The following is a 19,787-nucleotide window of genomic DNA, read 5'->3' on the forward strand; positions in this document are numbered from 1 at the left end:
AGTGGTAGTTCAGTTGGTTAGAATACCGGCCTGTCACGCCGGGGGTCGCGGGTTCGAGTCCCGTCCACTCCGCCATTATTGAAGAAGCCCTAATCGAAAGATTAGGGCTTTTTTTCGTCTGTAGAAAAATAAAGCTGACTTCTGACTTTATTTTAAACTATACGGCTTTATATAGCCCCGTATGTAAAAACTCTTGTTGCTTATTTTCTTTTTTATCTCGCTGTAAAGACCGGTATGTTGAAGCAAAATATGTCATTAATACTGAGAACAAGACATAGGCAACGAGAAAGGTAATGGGAGAGTGGATTATATTACTTGAAAAGACTCCTATAATGCCTACAACTGTAATGCTTAGCTTACTGACAACAGCTAGAACGAGAAAGCTCATAGTGTACTGTGGTTTCAGAATCGCTTGATAAGCAATATAGTAACCAATAGTTACTGCTATCATTGCTAAACTAAACCCGATGACAAATGAGTGTACGTGCTCTGTGAATAAAACAGCCATCATTATGGCTATGAGGGTAAAAGTAACCTTTTTCATATTAACTCCTTGTCATGATTAATGACTACATGATTTACGGTTAGGCTCTCTAATTGCATTGTGCGCGTTGTTTTTATCTCATGTTGTGATCAATAGATGTTATTTAATAATGGTATATTTATAGGTATACAGTTGTTGAAATGTAGGGTAGTTATACCGATCTTGCTAACTAAATGATCAGGGGATTGTGTAGGACAAATCAGTAAGAATGGCAAAGATGCATCTTGATAGGTATAAAGTAGAATGAAAATTAGATTGTTATCAAAAGAAAAAGGGTAGCAACGAACTACCCTGTCGCGATTACCTAAAAGAAGCAGGTTTGCGAAATGTAACAGCTGTATAGCATGTTACGATAGGACCCAACAATGAATGCGGTAAACAGTGTTTATAAAAGAATAACTTATACCTTTAAGAACTCTTTCAGTTGTAGAAGTACTGCCTCTGCTTTAATTTTATCTTCCATTTCAACGAATAGACGCAGTAAAGGCTCTGTGCCAGAAAAGCGGGCTAATGCCCAGCCACCATTTTTAAAATACACTTTAGCGCCATCGGTATAGCTAATTTTTTCTATATCGTAATTGAATTTAGGTAGCTCTTTATCAATATATATTTTGTTATATAAGCGTTCGCGATCTGATGTTTTAAATATACAGTCACCTTCAGCCGTGTAGGCATAACCATATTTACTGTAGATTTCATCAAGCATTTCAGAGAGTTTTTTATTGGTTACACTGATCATTTCGACCAATAAACTAGATGCAAAAACACCATCTTTTCCTTTAATATGCCCGCGAATAGTCAAACCACCAGAACTCTCTCCGCCAATCAAAGAGTCATCGGCTTCCATTTGAGAGCTAATATGTTTAAAGCCAACAGGAACTTCAAAACATTTTTCGTCATGGGCTGCAGCTACTTTATCTAGTAGATGAGTGGTTGCTATGTTGCGTACGACAGAGCCTTTCCAGCCTTTGTATTCCAACATGTAGTAGTAAAGTAATAGCAGTACTTCGTTGGGATGAATGAAATTACCTTTTTCATCAATGATTCCAAGGCGATCGGCATCACCATCAGTTCCAATCCCAATATCATAACCCTCGTGAGCAACTAAGTGCTTTAGGCGATATAGTGTTGCTGCATTTGGTGATGGCATTAAGCCACCAAAAGCCGGGTTTTGATCATCATGGATAACATCAACGTCGCAGCGACCTGATATTAAAACTGTTTGTAATGCATTTTTAGCGACACCAAACATAGGGTCAATCAATACACGTAAGTTAGCTTTCTTGATCGCTTCGATATCAATAAAGTTAATGATTGAGTCAACAAAGGCATTCATAGGATTAATGATTTTGATTGTTTGTGATTTCAGTGCCTCATCAAAATCAATGCGTTTCACATCACTATTTGTTAGCCCTTGAACTTGTTGTTCAATTTTTTGCGTGATAATTTCATCCGCATCACGGCCACCTTCAATGAAGATCTTAATGCCGTTGTAATCAGCAGGATTGTGAGAAGCAGTGATACAAGCTGAATATGTTGCACCTATCTCTTTTGATTCGAACATTACGACAGGAGTAGGGACATATTTATCTATAAAACTAACCGTAATTCCATTCCCAGCGAACACTTCTGCAAACCATGCCGCTGCTTTATCGGATAAAAATCGACGGTCGTAACCAATAACAAAACCATTATCGATAACATTTTCGTTATGCATAATATTGGCAAGAGCTTGTGCGACTAATCGAACATTTTCACGAGTAAACTCTTCACCAATGAAGGCGCGCCAGCCACCTGTTCCAAACTTAATCATGATGGAACTCCTATTTCTCTCAATCGAAAATTAAAGTGGGGATAAAAATTATCCCCAAAAATATTTAACCCATTACCACTGTTACAGTATTAACCGTACCTTCAGCTTGAGGTGCAATTGCTCCATCAACTGTTTCACCGTTTAGCGTAATAGAAGCAATGCCTTTGCTAACATGGTTTGGGTTTACAACATTGATGTTGTAAGTCGCACCTCGCCATTGACGCGTAACATCAAAACCTGGCCAGTCAGTTGGAATACATGGATCGATGATGAGACCGTCAAAGCTTAAGCGGACACCGAGAATAAAGTTAGTGGCAGCAATATAAGCCCAACCAGAAGTACCAGTTAACCATGGGTGGTTTGCACGACCATGATCTTGGTGATCACGTCCCATAATAAATTGAACATAGGAATAAGGTTCCGTTATACGCTTTTCAATCATGTCATTTTGGTTATACGGATTCAGTGCATCGTAGAATTTCATCGCTTGATCACCGCGACCAAGCTTCGCTTCAGCGACCCAAGCCCATGGGTTCGGATGAGAGAAGATTGCACCATTCTCTTTTACACCTTGATAAACACGGGTGACAAAGCCAATGTCATCATTCGGTGTGGCAAAAGAAGGAGCATTTAAGTGAAGGCCATAGTCAGAATAAAGGTACTCATCGACCGCATTCATTGCTTTTTCGCCGCGATCTTGAGTAACAGCACCCGATACAACAGCCCAAGTATTAGACTCTAAATGCACTTTTCCTTCGGTTTGTTCGTTAGTACCTACTTTGTCGCCATGTTTAGTGATACCACGAATATACCATCCACCGTCTTCGTCCCACAGGTGCTTTTCACAGGCATTTTGTACACCGCCAGCCATATCAGCATAACGCGCAATATCTTCGTCTCTGCCTAAGAATTTAGCGAGGTCGATAAACTCTGTAATTGCCCAGTAATGAAGAAAGGCAACCATTGATGATTCACCGCCTCCAAGATTTAAGCAATCATTCCAATCAGCTCGTAATCCTTTAGCAATACCTGTTCGTCCTACATGTTCAGCTGTAAAATCAAGTGCCGCTTTCATGTGGTCATAAACAGTTGCTTCACCACCATCGGCAAAAGGAATGACTTCATCAAAGAAATCAGTTTCGCCAGTTTCCATAACGTAACGGCAGATAGTCGGTACTAACCATAAGTGATCGTCAGAGCAGGTGTCTTCGATACCATGGATCTTATCTTCGTCGCTTGGTGTTGGAACGACGGTTGGGGATTTGGATGGTTCAATATTAGCTTTTTCTGGATCAAACCAATCAGGATCAAATAGGTGAAGACCATAACCTGCTTTTACTTGTCCTCGAAGAAGATCGATAAGGCGTTTTTTAGTCATCTCAGGGTTGGAATGAGGAACAGCCATTGCGTCTTGTGCTGTATCTCGATAACCAAGACCTGTGCGTCCGCCGACTTCAATAAAGGAAGCAAAGCGCGACCACACCACACATGTTTCAGCCTGGTATAAGGTCCAGGTGTTTAACATGGTATCTAGACCTTCGTTTGGCGATTTTACTTGGAATTTTGCGCAGCGCTCATCCCAATGCGCTTTGATACCAGCAAATGCAGCATCAACATTTTCTAAGTTTTGGTATTTAGCGCGCAGTTTAGCGCCATTGCCTTTACCTAAACCTAAGATATAAACAAAACGTACTTCTTCACCGGGTTGAATGACAAATTGTTTATGTAAAGAACCACAATGGTTATAACAAGTTTGTGCGGTGTTCGAACACTTACCTTGCTCAACTGCGATAGGGTTTGATTCGTCACGGTATAACCCAAGGAATGAGTCACGTTGACCGTCGTAGCTATCAGGGTCAAACGTTGAAGCTAGGTAGTAAAAGCCTTCAAATTCATTGGTGTTATAGTAAAGATCGTACTCGATTACACCATCTTCATAAGACGTGCCTGCAGAATATAGGCTCATCTGGTGGTTTTGGTTATCAGACTCTATATGACTGAATGAAAACTCAACAAATGAAAATGCGCTGATTGTTCGCGGCTTGTCACCGTCATTTTTGATGACAACATCCCATACTTCAGCATCTTCGCCTTTGGGGACGAAAAGCGTTTTTGAAGCGGTAATGCCGTTGTATTCACATTTGAATTTTGAGTAAGACAAACCATGACGAACTTCGTAGCTTGCTTCATTAAGACTTTTAGCCACTGGCTGCCAAGAAATTGACCAGTAGTCTCCCGTTTCATCATCACGGAGATAGACATAGTGACCTGGACGATCAAACGATGCATTTGGACGAAATTTGGTTACGCGATTGTATTCAGGTGAATTGTAAAATGAGTAACCACCTGCATTATGTGAAATTACAGTACAGAATTTCTCAGTACCAAGATAGTTAGTCCATGGTGCTGGTACATCTGGACGAGTGATAACGTACTCTCTGTTGTCATTATCAAAATAACCGTATTTCATTGTTTCTAATCCTTTTAAATATTTACTTTCCGTGAGTGGTTATTCACAGCGGCGGTAGTTTATGCCCGCTTTATCTAAGTAGCAGAGTTGACCTTTAAGGCGCGCTTTAAAGTCATCCCAATTGCGTTGTTTAGGTTGGCTCCAGCATACTTCAGCGATTGCTAATAAGCGTGGAAAAAGCATGTATTCGAAACGGCTTTGATTATTGATAAGTTCGCACCACAACCCGGCTTGAATACCGACGATGCGTTGATGTGCTGGATCCTCAATGTTTAATTCAGAAAATGGTTGGTAGTTATAAACAGCATCTAGAGGGACCTTTCCTGCCCAATCAACACCGGGCTCATCAGCAGAGAACCCTTGTGCTAAATCGAGATAAGTATGTTGAGCAGGTTGCATGATGACGTCGTAACCTTGCTGCGCTGAGATCAGCCCAGCGTCTTCGTTTTGCCAAGAGAAAATCATGGTCTCTTTACTGACTTTGTCGCCTTTGGTTACTTCTTCCCAGCCCATCATGCGTTTGCCTTTTGCTTGAATAATTCCTTCAGCAAACTTAAGTAGATGACCCTGTAGCTCAATCGGATTTTGGTATCCGTGTTGCTGCATTAATTGCTGACAACCTTCACTGTCGGTCCATACTCCTTTGGGGACTTCATCACCACCGATATGGATATATGGGGCTGGAAACAAGTCACAAATCTCATTTAATACCGTAGAGATGAAGGTGTAAGTGCCTTCAAGTGCTGGTGATAGCACGTTATCGGAATATCCCTGAATACTGCGATAAACGGAATGATCATTCGGATCGATAAGTAATTTGGGTAATGATTTTATGGCAGCGCGACAATGGCCCGGAATATCGATTTCAGGGATAATAGTGATCCCACGATCTTGTGCGTAAGCAATAAGATCTCGAACCTCATCCTTACTATAAAAACCACCGTAACGTTGATCTATTGTGGTGAATTGAGGCAGAATTTCTTCATTAGGACCGCGCCATGCACCGATGTTTGTCAGTTCAGGGTAGGCGTCTATTTCGATGCGCCATCCTTCATCGTCGGTGAGATGCCAATGGAAAGTGTTGAACTTGTAGCGAGCTAGATGATCAAGTAAATGCTTGATTCGTTTGATTGAGTGGAAGTGTCTAGCACAATCAAGCATCATGCCGCGATATGAATAATAAGGTTGATCTTCAATTTCAACCATGGGAATAACATAAGCTGCAGAGGCATAGTGACGAGGCGCTGTTGGTAGTAGTTGCAACAAAGTTGATGCCGCACTCACAAAGCCAGATTCAGTGCTAGCCTGAAGCCAAATATCATCTTGTTCGACTAGGATACGGTAGGCTCCGCTCATTAAGTCGACGTGATATTGAAAATGTATATTACCATTATCGTTAATTGGCAGTGCGTCGTGTAATTGCTTTTCTAGCTCGCTTTGTAACCAGCGCACAGCACCTTGCGCCATCGTATCTGGTGTAGTAATTGCTGTGTGTTGAGTGAATGTAAATTCTCCGCCTAATACTTTCAGCTTATTTGGCACAGGAATTAAATTGATTGCTTTTGCCGCTGGTAAGGGGGTTGTCAGTCTTTCTATTGCGGGTTGACCTAAGTCGATGCAAGTAACCTCAACTGCTTGTGGGATAATGGTACGGCCATCGGTATTAATCGCCAGAAAAGCGTCAGGAATGCCATCATCATGCAACGTAAACGGACTCGTCCCCATTGAAAATTCAGTATAAAAATGGCTATTGGGTGCCAATTGCTCAGAAGGGTTAGGCGATAAAGTACAGTAACTGCCTAGCTGTGTTATCGACCCATTAGAGATTGATTCTGATTTTATCCAACGGCCAACCGTAAAATGAAGAGACCATTTATCTACTGGCTGTTCAGTAAGATTATGTAATGTAAGAGCAAAACGAGATTCATTCTCTGTTTTGCTGATTACGGTAAAGTCGACACGATAACTCATAATAACCTCTTAAAGTGGATACAGGTTGTGAGAGCTTTTGGCCATGGCGATAGCACCATCCATCGCATCACCTTGCGGTGTCGCAATACGGCGCTGAAGAGGCGGAGCTAACCAAGCATGAATGCGTTCGGCAATACTGCCCATTAAGCAAATTTTATCGGCACCACGGTGAATCAAGGCATTCATCAACATTGAAATATCTGATGCAGTTTGCTGCAACATGGAAATCGCAAGTTCATCGCCTTCAGATGCATAAGCAAAAATCGCAGGAGAGAATTGACCATAATCACAAGGTCTTGCTGTTTTAGACCAGCTAACAATCGCGTCAATATCATGGTTAAAATGCGTCAATACATGCTGAGATAGCGCTGTTTGAGGAATAATGCCATCAGCACTTAGTAATACTTGCTGAATAAGACGAAGCCCCATAACAGCCCCGCCTCCTTGATCTGAAATTGGGAATTCTCGACCTCCAACAATGTGCTGTTCGCCATGGTGTAAGAAAATACCGCATGATCCTGTGCCTGCAATTAGAATGGCGCCATCATTACCATTCCAAGCCCCTAAGCAAGCCCCGTAAGCATCGGTATTTAAAGTGACCGTTGCGTAAGGATGCGGTTGCGCCATAAAGGTATACCAAGCACTCTTTTGTTCAGCACCTGCCAGCGCAAGCCCAACTGACATCAATTGAAAATCAGAGGGTAATAGTTGCGCTTGGGCGGCAGCTGTTGCAATGGCATCTTGTATAGAAGCCATTGCGATATCACCACCTAATAGAATATTGGCACTGCCTGTTTTTGCTTCACCTAAAGTATTACCGTTTAGATCGCAAATACGTGCACGGCAAGATGTACCACCGCCATCGACGCCCACATAGTATTGGACATGACTAAGCATGTTGACGCTCCTTAAATTGCATTGTGATCGCCAGTAAATACCAAGCGCCATGCGGGATCCATTGTTCTCCCCAGCGCCAGTTTTGTAGCATGTCATCCCTTTGTTTTTCAGGTTTAAATGCTATGCCTTGTTCATTTTCAAAGCCGGAAGTAATGCCATTACATACGCCGCCTTTTGCATTACTGAAACCGAGTTTTGGTAGATAGTCGGGGTTATTACGACCATGACCATCAAGCATGCACATATCGAATGGATTTAAACCTAAAATCCAATCAGTTAAGCGATGGGCATAGGTCATTAATTGGCTTTTTATTTCGTTATCATTAATGGTGTTTTGTGCCATATAAGCCATAGTAATGAGTGATGCAATACGGGCGTTTTCTCCCTGCCACCAATAACCTGTTTCATTATCGTGTGGCATAAAGAAAGCCGATTGTTTGTCTCCATTTACTGCTTTGGTGTATTGACGGGGATAACCAAATGGATTGTTCACTTCGTGAGTAATTGATAACTCAAACTTCAATGCATTTAGTAATACAGATTGGCACTGCTCAGTTCGCTGAGCATGCGTTTCAATCTGTAAATATTGCATTAAGGCTATGGCTGGTAAACCAGCTTCTGCTGCATGAAAGTACGGTCGGCTGCCATCATCGTTAGCTGCCCAGTAGTGAGCAAAATTATGGTCTGACATTTGGCGAGCCATTAATTTATCAGCCCAGATTCGAGCTTCAGCTAAGAAGTTAGTTTCTTGAGTAGAACGATATAACTCAACAGATGCTAATAACGCACAATATTCATCAATAATATTTTCTTTGCCGTTATCGAGATATTGATGATTCATTTCTTTTAGGTGCCAATAGCCTTTTTTAGCTGCATCTAAATACGAGTCTGTTTTAATATCACCACACTGCGGAATACGGGAGGTTGATGCTAAGTTTGATAAGCGTGACGCCGCTGCTAGAGCGGCAATTGCGACGCCTGCTCCTTGGCGAAATCCCGCTTGGTAATCAGCAGATTTATGGCCATCTTGGGTTGAGAAAGCGCAGACTTCACGTTGCTCTGTCGATTTACTCCACTTGTCGAATACTGTCATATAGAAGTAGCCTTGCGGATGTTGCATTCGCAGTAAAAAGTCAGCGCCATAAAGCGCTTCTTCGACTAAACGAACGCGGGTAAAATCAGCAATACTTTCTTCGTCTTCTAGCACCTCGTATGCCGTTAGCATGTTCCAAACAACCATAGGTGTTTGTTGAGGGTTGAAATAATTACCATAAGATAAGTGACTGAAATATTTACTTACGTCACCTGATGCATCATACCAACCACCATGTACATCAACGGTTTCGTTAGTGCCGAAGAACGGCACTTTCTTATCAGCACATTCGTAAATTCCAGAACAACGTTGAGATTTAAAATAATGTAAAACATCACTGAAGGTGCTTTGCATTAATAGCCCCTCGGCCACACGAAAAGAGGCTGACTCGGTGTCACCTACACGAATACGATAGTCGCCACAAATATTTAATGCAGTGAAATCGATAGAGTAGGTGTCACCGATATGCCATTGTGCAACCGGACCACAGGCCTGAAGGGGCAGCTGCATAATGGATTGACCGCTTTGGCAACAGATAATATCTGCATGATGCAATGCAAGCGTTGGCTGCGCCTGCAATATTGCTTGTTTTGCCCCAAGGCGTTCATAACCAAGATGATTCGTTAACAGCTGCATGTATCCTCCGATTTGTAACTTAGTTACTATTTTTAATACGATTAATTTTCAAATAAATAGCAACGTACAAAGTGGTTGTCTGATAATTGAGATATTTCAGGTAGCTTTTCTCGGCATTTATCCATTGCATGAGTACAACGACCAGCAAACGGACAACCTAGGCTCTCTGGTGTCCACAATGGGATTTCACCTTTATTACCTTTTAACTTGGTATGGATTGATTTACTTGGATCGGGCACCGCTGAAACAAGCAGTTGGGTATATGGATGCTGTGGATCGTGAATGATCTCTTCGGTATCTCCCCATTCAACCATGTGACCGACGTACATAACGGCAAGGTCTTCAGCGATGTAACGGGCTGTGGCAATATCGTGAGTGATATAAAGCAGCGCCATTTCACGCTCAAACTTCATTTCTTCCATTAAGTTAAGTACACCAGCACGGATAGAAACATCCAGCATTGAAGTGGGTTCATCTGCCAGTACGACTTCTGCACCCACTGCAATATTTCGCGCTAAATTGACACGCTGACGTTGACCGCCTGATAGCTGGTGAGGGAATTTTGCCGCCGTTGCTTTAGGCGGGATCAACCCAACCTGTTCAAGTAAGCTATATACTTTGTCTTCCAATTCTTTTTTATTACTTGGTGATACTTTTTTATGGATCAGTAATGGTCGAGCAATGTGGTGGAAAATAGTATGGGTTGGGTTTAGTGATCCAAATGGGTCTTGCCATACCATTTGTACACCCTGGCGGAACTGCATTAAATCACGGTGCTTGGTGATCTCTGCAATATCGCGACCGTAATGCTCAATGTGCCCCCCTGTTGGTGGATACATTTTTGCAATCATTTTAGCGGTGGTCGATTTACCCGAACCCGATTCGCCAACCACGGCCAAGCCGCGGCTTTTATACATTTTGAATGACACGTCGTTGATTGCACGCATCTTGGATTTCTTTAATGAGTTACTATTGACCTCAAAATCTTTAATCAGATTTTTACCTTCAATAATTGGTTGTCCGACAGGTTTGTTCATAATGCCTCCCAATAACTTCCTATTTTTTATTAACTGCTTTTATTGAATAGGTGGCAGTTTGATAGACGACCTGGTTCAAGTTGGCGTAATTTAGTGGGCGTGCTGAAACAGGCATCATAGGCTTTGTTACAGCGCGCTTGAAAACGGCAACCTTGAGGTATTTCCAATAAGTTCAATGGATTACCAGGAATGCCAGTGAGGCGCGTTTTAGGGCCAGTCAGTGGTGGAAATGAATTTCCCAACCCTTCAGTATAAGGGTGGAAAGGTTGTTCAAGTATTTGTTTTGATGGTGCAACTTCTATCAATTCGCCGGAATACATGATGCCAATACGATTTGAGAACTCGACCATCAGCGATATATCATGGGTAATAAATAGTATCGAGAAGCCAAATTCTTCTTTTAGTGCGTAGATTTTTTGTAGAATTTCACGTTGCACCACAACATCCAAGGCTGTTGTTGGCTCATCCATGATGATCATTTTCGGATTCAGTGCCAGTGCGATAGCGATTACCAGACGTTGACGCATTCCCCCTGAGAACTGATGCGGGTAGTCGCGCAGACGATTAGGGTGAATATCAACAATTTCTAGCAGCCCTTCAGCACGACGAATCGCTTGCTTACGGCTCATGTTAGTGTGACGCATTAGCACGTCGCAAAATTGCTCTTCCAGTGTGAGTACAGGGTTTAGTGCGTTCATGGCACTTTGAAAAACCATTGACATCTGACTCCAGCGAAAAGCTGTCATATCAGCTTCGCTGTGTTTTAAAATGTCACCGTGACCGTCAAAGATAACTTCGCCACCAGTGATAAATGCGGGTGGCTTATGTAGACGCATTAATGCCATTGCCACGGTTGATTTACCACAGCCAGACTCACCGGCCAAACCGAATATTTCGCCTTTACCGATGTCAAAGCTGACATCGTTCACTGCACGTACGTCGCCAGCTTCTGTGATGTAGTCAACACAAAGGTTACGAATGGAGATTTGTGGATTAGTCATTACTGTTCTCCTCCCTGAAAGGCTGGTTGAGCTGCTTTAAGTGCCGCTTTATGCGCTTTTTTATTCTGTTTTGCCATTTTTTCCCAGCGTCGCATGCCTTTGTGAGAACGCAGTTGTGGGTTGGCAATTTCGTCTACCGCAAAGTTAAGAAGAGCAAGACCGACTGCGATAAATATGAGTGCCATACAAGGTACTAATAGCTCCCACCATGCACCGACGAGCATCGAAGAAGATGTTTGAACGTTGTACAGCATCATGCCCCAACTGATAGTGCTTGGATCACCTAGACCTAGATACGATAATGTTGCTTCGGTCATAATTGCCAACATGACAGAGCCGATGAAGCTGGCACCAACGATAGAAATAAGGTTCGGTAATATCTCAACAAAGATGATACGTACGCGTGACTCACCTAATACTTCAGCGGCTTTAATGAATTCTTTCTCTCTTATTGATAAGGTTTGCGCTCTAACGACACGTGCTCCCCATGCCCAGGCGGTTATCCCGATAACCAATGCGATGGTTTCAGGTCCCGCTTTACCAATGAAGGCGGCGAGAACAAACAGTAAGGGTAGCTGTGGTATTACTAACATGATGTTCATGGCGGCAGAGAGAATGTCATCCACTCGGCCTCCGAAGTAACCAGCTGAAACACCTACCAGCGTTGCCAGAAAGCACACCATTAAGCCAGCGCCAAAGCCGACTGCAAGAGAGGTACGTGCGCCGTATACAACCTGCGACCAAACATCACGCCCCAGTCGAGTTGTGCCTAGTACGTGTTCGGCGTCTTTTGACATCCGTAAAGTACGAGGATTATCGGCAAGGTTTTTGGCAACCCAACTATCTGGATTATTTTGTGCAGCCTTAACAACAAACGCTGGGTATTCATGCGGGCTCCCCGTTCTCTTGTTAGGGGCATGCTCGGTAATGAATGGGGCAAAAATAGCGGCCAAGACAAATAGGATGATAATGCTTAAGCCTGCAAGGGCTTTCGGGTTACCAGAAAGTAGCTTAATTAAACCTTTCATAATTATTTACCTCCTTTACGTAGGCGAGGGTCAAGTGCCACGATGAGGATGTCGGCCATGAAGTTAAAGAACAGCATAAATAGGGTCATGATAAGTAGCTGGCCTTGCAATACTTGATAATCACGCGCGTTGATTGCGTTAAGAAGAACAGTACCTAACCCTGGATAGTTAAAGATCATCTCGATAATTAGCTGACCGCCAATTGCTAGACCTAGTGCCATCGAGAGAGCTGTTACACTTGGCAGTAGGGCGTTTCGTGCTGCATAGTTGAATACCACGCGATTTTCACTTAACCCTTTACCTTTTGCCATGGTGATATAGTCTTCATTTAGCAAGTTGATCATGTTGTTACGCATGTTAATCAAGAAGCCACCGATTTGGATGATGGTGGCACAAAAAAGAGGTAACACGGCGTGGTAGAGTACATCTTTAATAAATGCAAAACTGGTCCAGTCAGGTGTTGTGCCTGCGGTATACGCATAAGTTGAAGGAAACCATTTCGTACCGATCGCAAAGGTGTACAGTACCAACATGGCTACCACCACGGGAGGTACGGCTTGAATAACCATCATCCCCGGTGAAATGAAGGCATCGTATTTACTGCCTCGCTTCCAAGCAGCGAAGATACCGAGAGTCGAGCCTATACAGAAGGCTAAAATAACCGCTGTACCAGCAAGGAATAATGACCAACCTACCGCTCCGGCCATGACATCATTCACTGTTTGCGGGAAGGTTTGAATTGAGATACCTAGATCCCAAGAAAGAATGCCTTGGAGGTAGATAAAGTATTGCTGGTAAATTGGACCATCGACAAAACCCAATAGTTGCTTCATTGCTGCGATACGCTCAGGTGTTACCTGTACTGATGCGTTAGCAAACATCATTGTTACCGGATCACCAGGCATTGCCCGTGGTAAAATAAAGTTGAGCGTTACCGCAAATAAAAGTGCTATCAGATAAAACGATAGCCGGCGTATAAAAAATCCCATAACTCACACCTTAATCATCCAGCATTTGTTCCCTGTGCTAGATTCAGGACAGAAATCCCCCTGACGCAAAGCGCCATTACTTTTTTAGAGTAGGGGGAAAGAGGCGGTGCGCAATGTGTGCACCGCAAGTTAATACCTAAATTATGCTTTAGGCTTTAGATCAAGTACTTGTAGCAGACGTTCTTGAGTGTTGGTGATAGGCATTGGACGGCCTTTCGGGTTGTTCTCGTTCCACCAGCCCGTAAAGCGCGAGGTGTTGTATTGAGAAGTGTACGCACCAGACATGACTGGTACTGTTACTTGGTTTTCAGCAATGATTTTTTGAATTTTATGAGCGATTTTAACTTGCTCACCACGGTCTGCTGTTTTGTAGAAACCGTCAAGCAGAGTATCTAGCTCAGCATTTTTCCAGTAATGAAGAGCAAAGCGAGGCATTCCTTCGTTAGCTTGGAAGCGTGAGTGATAAGCACTGTCCCAGTAGGTGTAAGGATCTGCGCCGTGGAAGTAGTTGGTGTAAGCAACATCGTATTTAGCATCAAGCATTGCTTGGTTGTAAATTGAGAAGTCAGGGGTACTTGATTCCGCTTTAATCCCCACCTCTTCAAGCATTTCTACACCGAGCTGTACCGTGTTGTTGAAGTCAGTCCAACCACTTGGTGATTGAATTGCTAGCTCAAGTTTTTTACCTGTTGGGGTCTCAACGAAGCCGTCACCATCGATATCTTTAAAGCCAGCTTTTTTCAGCAATGCTTTTGCAGCATCAATATTGTAGGTATTGAACGGTTTGTACTTCTCATGAACAGCTTCATCTGACCATGCCTCAAAGGCCTGACCTAGACCTGAAGCGTAATCGTTTACTACACCACCGCCGTAGAATGCGATATCGATGATAGTTTCACGATCGATGGCCATAGAGAAAGCACGGCGGAAGTCGACGTTATTGATCGCTTCATTGTTGCCTGCATTCGGCGATTTGTAGTTGAATATAAAGGCCTGGCTACCACCGGCAGGGTACCAATATTTATTATCTGGACTAGCTGCTGCGTAAGTGCTGTCAACATCAGGGATGAATGAGTATGTCCAGTCGTACTGACCGCTTAGTACCTGACCCAAGAACTGGTCGTTACCAGCAACTTGTGGCAGACGCAGACAGTCAATATCTAGGTTGTCGTTATCCCAGTATTGCGGGTTACGGCACTGGGTGTATAGCTGCGGGGTGAATGTTTCGATTTCAGTAAATGGACCGGTACCTACTGGGTTCTCATTAGTGAAGCGTGTAGGATCTTCTACCTTGCTCCAGATATGTTTAGGAACAACTGATACTTTATTGATCAGGTATGGCACATTCGAGTTTGCTTCAGTCAGGTTGAAAGTAACTTTATCACCAGAAGCGATTACTGATTTCAGGCGTTGGTTGATACCAGTACGGTCAAGTTCAGGGTATTTTTTCAACATGTCATACGTAAATGCAACGTCTTCTGCTGTATACGCTTTACCGTCAGACCATTTCACTCCATCACGAATTACGAAAGTCACCTGCATCAGGTCGTCAGACATATAGTAGTCTTTTGCCAAACGCATTACTGGCTCGTTACCTTTCAGTTCATTAAATACTACGAGTGGCTCATAGATGAAATCTTGAACGGTATCTAATTGAGTTTGAAGAAACGGGTTAAAGTTACGAACAAATGTAGGATAAAATTTTGGTACCATTGTTAGTTCATTACGTTCAGCGGCAGCGGCAATTGGTGCCGTTAATACTGAAGCGGCTGCGGCAACAACCGCTAACGCTAACTTCGTTTTCTTAATATTGGCAAGCATAGCTGTTCCTTACTTTTGCTTAAGTTTCACTTATGGAAATTGATTGCTCCAAGTGGAGCACTCGAACCTACTTCGAAGAAACTAATAAAGTATCTAGCGAATGGCCTTGTAGGGTCTAAGTAACCCTAGGAAACTCCGAAATTGAAAAAGCGTCAATGTGGTCGCCCGTTAAAAACGTCAAAAACAGTTTTACTGCTGTTAAAAACGTTAATACCGAGTTGTTAGGTGAACCTACGAATGACATTGGTTGTGCTTGATATCACAATTAATTTAAGGCGTTACACTTACGAAGTTAGTGTCTGCAAACCCCCTGATTTAGTTATTATCGACATGTCGGGCTAACGATGAGCAAGTGTGATGTAATGCGAATGGCATGAATGAGTTAATTCCCTGCGTGAAATTTTACGGGTTGATTTGTTGTGATTCGCTTCTCATATTTAAAAACAAATATATTTTTAAGGATAGATGGCCTTACTTTGTTGTAATTTTAAGCATGACACTGAAGTGTTTAATGATGTTTTTCAGTAACCGAAATGATAATTTCGCACTGAAAATAAGCTCAATGCAGGGATGGGAATGAATAAATAAAGGACATACTCTTCAGCATGCAAATCGTACTTTAAAAGGGAATTATAACCGTATAGATAGACGGTATAAGTAGGATATGGGCATATTTATATTGGCTTGAATAGCGAGATAGCTCAAGGGGGGGGATAGCAAAAGACCTGCAAATGGCAGGTCTTAGTGGTAGGGACTAAAGGGGGGATTATTGGCTAATAATGTGCTGTAGCTTGTCTCGCATTGTTTGCACTTCATGACGTTCGATGGATGAGTCAGTGCAACGTTCTAATACAAAGTCGATAGTGTTAATGACCGTTCGCCAGCGTGGGGTCTTAGGTAAAGTTTCAACATGCAGGTATTTATCTAGAGTTCGCGTTTGTAAGGTACTTCTATCTAAATATACGCGCCATAAGCCACTTTCTTCTGCTAATTCAAACTTTGTTTTTTGCGAAGCTGTTTCCCAATACTTTAGTGTCGCCTTCATGACTTCGACTAATAGCTCACGAACCATATCAGCCTTATTTTTACCGTTATCCCCCAATTTATCTGCTAGGCGAGTGAATTCTCCACCAAGTTCGCGTAGCTGCTGTAAATTGTGTTTGTCGCCATCGAATGCAAAGCTTGATAAAACGTCGATGGCATCTTCTAGCATTGAAATTCTATGCTGAGCAGATGGACCTTCATTATCAAATACAAACATACGTTTTAGCCCTGATTCTTCAGGTAAATTGATCACATCAGTATCGAGTGGCTTTAGAATATCGCCAATCCGGAATGTTAAACTGCCATTGAAATGATGGCTTTGGCTAATATCATTAGGTAAGTGAGTCACTAGAATATCTTCAATATTATAGCGTTCTAGCTGTTCTGGTGAGCGTTTGAATAGCTTCCCTGCTGCACTATTGGCATAGCGAATGCGCCCTTCATTTTGTACACAAAGGATGGCTTCATTGGTTGATTCAAGCAAACCCAGTAAACGGCTTTGGGTGGTCAATAAGCCGACTTCAACTTGTTCTCTGCGATGAATCTCTTGTTGAAGCGCTGCATTTTTCTGACGTTGTACTTCTGTTTTTCCAGCTTGCAGATGAGCACTAATACGGGCTATCAGTTCTTCTTTATTGAATGGTTTCGTCAGATAATCATTAGCACCCGATTCAAAACCTTTGATTCTGTCTTGAACTTGCCCTAGTGCTGAAAGCATTATGATTGGGAGCTCTATTAAGGAATGCTCTTCGCGTAAAATATGGCATACCTCATAACCACTCATTTCAGGCATCATAATATCTAGCAGGATTAAAGCCGGCTGTTGTTGTTCAATAATCTTCAGTGCTTGTGGTCCACTATCTGCGGTTAGAACACGATAACCTTCTAAACGTAAGAAGTTATTCAAGACTTGCAAATTGACGGGTTCATCATCAACGACCAATAATAATTCACCGTCAGGATTTTCAGGCAAATTTTCGTTTTCACATGTAGTGGTTTCTGATGATGGTGCTTGAAAGTGGATTTGACCATTGGTGCTCTGTTGGCTAGCTACAATGTCTTCATCTGATGCTAAATTGAGAGTAAAGCTAAATGTTGTACCAACCATTGGTTGGCTACTCACATAGAGGTGGCCTCCCATTAAGTCGATTAATTGACGACTAATCGATAACCCCAGCCCTGCGCCCTGACGGTAGTTGGCCAACCCAGTGTTTGCTTGTATTAACGGCTCAAAAATATGTTCCAATTGTTCAGCTGGAATACCTTGCCCGGTATCGACAACTTGAATGCGTATTTGGCTTTCTAATACGGTGGAAGAGAGGATGATCTTTCCTTCTGAGGTATATTTAATCGCGTTACCAACAAGATTATAAAGGATTTGTTCAAGGCGCTGTTCATCAGCTAATACTAACGGTAAGTCATTAGGTATTTGATTGATAATGCGAACAGGCTTACTCCCTAGCAGATGACTGGATAATTCGAGTACCAAGCGAACTGCGGAGGGTAGGTTTACAGCGTGCTTATTAATATCTAGATCACCGTAACGCATTTTATGGTAATCAAGCAGATCGTCCACGAGGTTCGTTAAACGTTGACCACTATTGATGATCATCTCTAATTGACGACGTTGTGATTTTTGAACCGGACCATTTGCACCCGCTAAAAGTGATTCAGCAATGCCGACCATACCGTGTAGTGGTGTACGTAATTCATGTGATGTTGTTGCTAGGAATTCATCTTTTAATTTATCAGCTGCTTGAAGGTTTTCGTTTTGTTGGCTAATGACCTTTAAATTTTGTTCCAGCTCGTTATTTTGGTCCCGAATGAGTGTGATCTTTTCTCTGATTGAGCGTTGCATTCGGGCGAAGCTGATTGCTAATCGTCCGATTTCATCGCTGCGCTCTGTGCCTTTTATTTCTTGTTCTAAATCGCCAGCAGAGGCGCGTTCTGCTGCCCATGTTAAGCGTAGAAGTGGGGCGGTAATAGAGTTGGATAACCAGTGGGACGTAATAAAGACCAACACAATGGCTGTTAACATGGCAAAGAAGAAAAGCTTTTCTAGTTGATGGATACGTGCAAAAGCTTCTTTTTCTGGTAATTCAACTAACAGAGCCCAGGTAGTTCCCATAACATTGATCTGCGAAAAGGCGCTGAGAACAGAGACATTGTTGTAATTGTTAAAACTACCTACACCACTTTCTCCTGCTAGTGCAGCATCAATCTTTTGGCTTGTTAAGATTGTCGGAATGCTTTCCCCGTCAGTGATACGGGATTTATGATCGGGACCAATAAGTAACGTCTGAACGAAATTTGTGTTTGAGCTAGCATTATTAATTAAGTTACTGATCGTTTCATTCTTTAGCTTAAAAAATACGTAGCTATGTAAATAACCTTGTTGAATGATAGGAGCAGCAAACCAAGCCGTATATGTTTTGGTAAAGGGATCTTGGCTGAAATCAGTGAACACGACAGGAACGACATCGGGCTCCAATTGGTGCTTCTTCGCTTGGGCTTGGATCTTGGTAAAGGTTTCTTTTAATGCGAGGGAAGGGTTGTTATCGTCCAGTAAATTGGAGCCAAATCTATTATGCTGAAAAACGGAATACACCACATTGCCGTTTATATCGACCAACATAATGTCACTAAAAGCTGAGCGTTTTAGGTATTCTTCATAAGCCCAGTTATAGCGTTTATACATTAGACGATAACGTTCGTGACCAACGAAACTTGCTGAATTGTCGCTAGAAAAGTTTTTATTTTTTGTTGTCAGCGTTTCTTTGAAATAACGGCTGTTGGTCGTACCTTTTAATAAAGTGTCAATTTCTCCCAATTGATTGAAAGCGCCGACTAAGCCATAGAATCGTCCTCCACTGGCGTTTGACAATTCAGAACGTGCGAAGCTTTGTACATCCAACTCTCTGGCGGTGAAGAAGTTATTTAACTGCTTTTGCTTATTATCGAGCAAGGATGCGAGATGGTTAGTGCTTTGTTCAGCAAGATCTTTAGTGTGAGAATTAAGAAAAAAGAATGCCGAGAGTGTTAGTGGGGTAATACTGAGCACTAAAAAAGCCAACATTAAAGTATGCTGGAGACGTTTAAATCGTTTGGTATTCTGCATTCCTGTGCCTGAATGTATTGTATGTGAACCGATTAAAGTCGACTATCGATGTACAACAAAATCTAAATAAAATCGTAGTTGCTGAATAGATTTTGACGTTTATATGTCTTGAAAGGTAGGCATATATAGCCTTGGCTAATCAGTAAATTTCCTATGAAGCTTAGTTATACGGCGCTTTTTTTGCGTAATCAAGTAAGTCTAAGTTGAAGCGTGTGCGGAAACACAAAATTGACGGTGTTAACGAGGGAAAGGGGATATAAATGGGGGAAAACAAGCAGACTGAATGTTTTTCAGCCTGCGTAATATTCTCTTTTTACAGAATATG

General features: G+C 42.4%; 12 protein-coding genes. All 12 read right to left on the bottom strand.

The window, feature by feature from the left end; all coding sequences use genetic code 11:
* Positions 1–157: 157 nt before the first annotated feature.
* On the bottom strand, positions 158–544 hold the full coding sequence (locus C9J48_RS16880) for a hypothetical protein (protein WP_006230591.1): 387 nt from the start codon (positions 542–544) through the stop codon (positions 158–160).
* Positions 545–944: 400 nt separating this feature from the next.
* Positions 945–2,357: a phosphoglucomutase/phosphomannomutase family protein gene (locus tag C9J48_RS16885; RefSeq protein ID WP_006230592.1), complete on the bottom strand. Its 1,413-nt coding sequence runs from the start codon at positions 2,355–2,357 to the stop codon at positions 945–947.
* A gap of 64 nt (positions 2,358–2,421) precedes the next feature.
* Positions 2,422–4,827, bottom strand: a complete 2,406-nt coding sequence (locus C9J48_RS16890) for a glycoside hydrolase family 94 protein (protein WP_006230593.1) — start codon at positions 4,825–4,827, stop codon at positions 2,422–2,424.
* A 39-nt stretch (positions 4,828–4,866) separates the two neighbouring features.
* The gene (locus C9J48_RS16895) at positions 4,867–6,798 is read right to left on the bottom strand and encodes a beta-N-acetylhexosaminidase (RefSeq protein WP_006230594.1); all 1,932 of its coding nucleotides are present in this window, start codon (positions 6,796–6,798) and stop codon (positions 4,867–4,869) included.
* 9 nt (positions 6,799–6,807) lie between these two features.
* Complete coding sequence (locus C9J48_RS16900; protein ID WP_006230595.1) at positions 6,808–7,695, bottom strand: glucosamine kinase nucleotide-binding domain-containing protein; 888 nt, start codon at positions 7,693–7,695, stop codon at positions 6,808–6,810.
* On the bottom strand, positions 7,688–9,424 hold the full coding sequence (locus C9J48_RS16905) for a glycoside hydrolase family 9 protein (protein ID WP_006230596.1): 1,737 nt from the start codon (positions 9,422–9,424) through the stop codon (positions 7,688–7,690). Before C9J48_RS16905 ends, C9J48_RS16900 begins: the two co-directional genes overlap by 8 nt.
* A 41-nt stretch (positions 9,425–9,465) precedes the next feature.
* Positions 9,466–10,461 (bottom strand): ABC transporter ATP-binding protein, encoded by a 996-nt coding sequence (locus C9J48_RS16910; protein WP_006230597.1) that lies wholly within the window; start codon positions 10,459–10,461, stop codon positions 9,466–9,468.
* A gap of 29 nt (positions 10,462–10,490) precedes the next feature.
* Positions 10,491–11,462 (bottom strand): ABC transporter ATP-binding protein, encoded by a 972-nt coding sequence (locus C9J48_RS16915; RefSeq protein WP_006230598.1) that lies wholly within the window; start codon positions 11,460–11,462, stop codon positions 10,491–10,493.
* Positions 11,462–12,490, bottom strand: coding sequence for an ABC transporter permease (locus tag C9J48_RS16920; protein WP_006230599.1), 1,029 nt, complete (start codon positions 12,488–12,490; stop codon positions 11,462–11,464). The genes C9J48_RS16915 and C9J48_RS16920 overlap by 1 nt, the downstream gene beginning before the upstream one ends.
* A 2-nt stretch (positions 12,491–12,492) precedes the next feature.
* Positions 12,493–13,479: an ABC transporter permease gene (locus C9J48_RS16925; protein WP_006230600.1), complete on the bottom strand. Its 987-nt coding sequence runs from the start codon at positions 13,477–13,479 to the stop codon at positions 12,493–12,495.
* A 141-nt stretch (positions 13,480–13,620) separates the two neighbouring features.
* Positions 13,621–15,300, bottom strand: a complete 1,680-nt coding sequence (locus C9J48_RS16930; protein WP_006230601.1) for an ABC transporter substrate-binding protein — start codon at positions 15,298–15,300, stop codon at positions 13,621–13,623.
* A gap of 766 nt (positions 15,301–16,066) precedes the next feature.
* Positions 16,067–19,462, bottom strand: a complete 3,396-nt coding sequence (locus C9J48_RS16935) for a response regulator (protein WP_036803247.1) — start codon at positions 19,460–19,462, stop codon at positions 16,067–16,069.
* Positions 19,463–19,787 lie beyond the last annotated feature (325 nt).

Source organism: Photobacterium profundum (assembly GCF_003026285.1).
GTDB classification, from domain to species: Bacteria; Pseudomonadota; Gammaproteobacteria; order Enterobacterales; family Vibrionaceae; genus Photobacterium; species Photobacterium profundum.

Bases quoted from the DNA above. Each gene is read 5' to 3' on its own strand.
- C9J48_RS16880 (WP_006230591.1), bottom strand. From the start codon at position 544: ATGAAAAAGGTTACTTTTACCCTCATAGCCATAATGATGGCTGTTTTA.
- C9J48_RS16885 (WP_006230592.1), bottom strand. From the start codon at position 2,357: ATGATTAAGTTTGGAACAGGTGGCTGGCGCGCCTTCATTGGTGAAGAG.
- C9J48_RS16890 (WP_006230593.1), bottom strand. From the start codon at position 4,827: ATGAAATACGGTTATTTTGATAATGACAACAGAGAGTACGTTATCACT.
- C9J48_RS16895 (WP_006230594.1), bottom strand. From the start codon at position 6,798: ATGAGTTATCGTGTCGACTTTACCGTAATCAGCAAAACAGAGAATGAA.
- C9J48_RS16900 (WP_006230595.1), bottom strand. From the start codon at position 7,695: ATGCTTAGTCATGTCCAATACTATGTGGGCGTCGATGGCGGTGGTACA.
- C9J48_RS16905 (WP_006230596.1), bottom strand. From the start codon at position 9,424: ATGCAGCTGTTAACGAATCATCTTGGTTATGAACGCCTTGGGGCAAAA.
- C9J48_RS16910 (WP_006230597.1), bottom strand. From the start codon at position 10,461: ATGAACAAACCTGTCGGACAACCAATTATTGAAGGTAAAAATCTGATT.
- C9J48_RS16915 (WP_006230598.1), bottom strand. From the start codon at position 11,462: ATGACTAATCCACAAATCTCCATTCGTAACCTTTGTGTTGACTACATC.
- C9J48_RS16920 (WP_006230599.1), bottom strand. From the start codon at position 12,490: ATGAAAGGTTTAATTAAGCTACTTTCTGGTAACCCGAAAGCCCTTGCA.
- C9J48_RS16925 (WP_006230600.1), bottom strand. From the start codon at position 13,479: ATGGGATTTTTTATACGCCGGCTATCGTTTTATCTGATAGCACTTTTA.
- C9J48_RS16930 (WP_006230601.1), bottom strand. From the start codon at position 15,300: ATGCTTGCCAATATTAAGAAAACGAAGTTAGCGTTAGCGGTTGTTGCC.
- C9J48_RS16935 (WP_036803247.1), bottom strand. From the start codon at position 19,462: ATGCAGAATACCAAACGATTTAAACGTCTCCAGCATACTTTAATGTTG.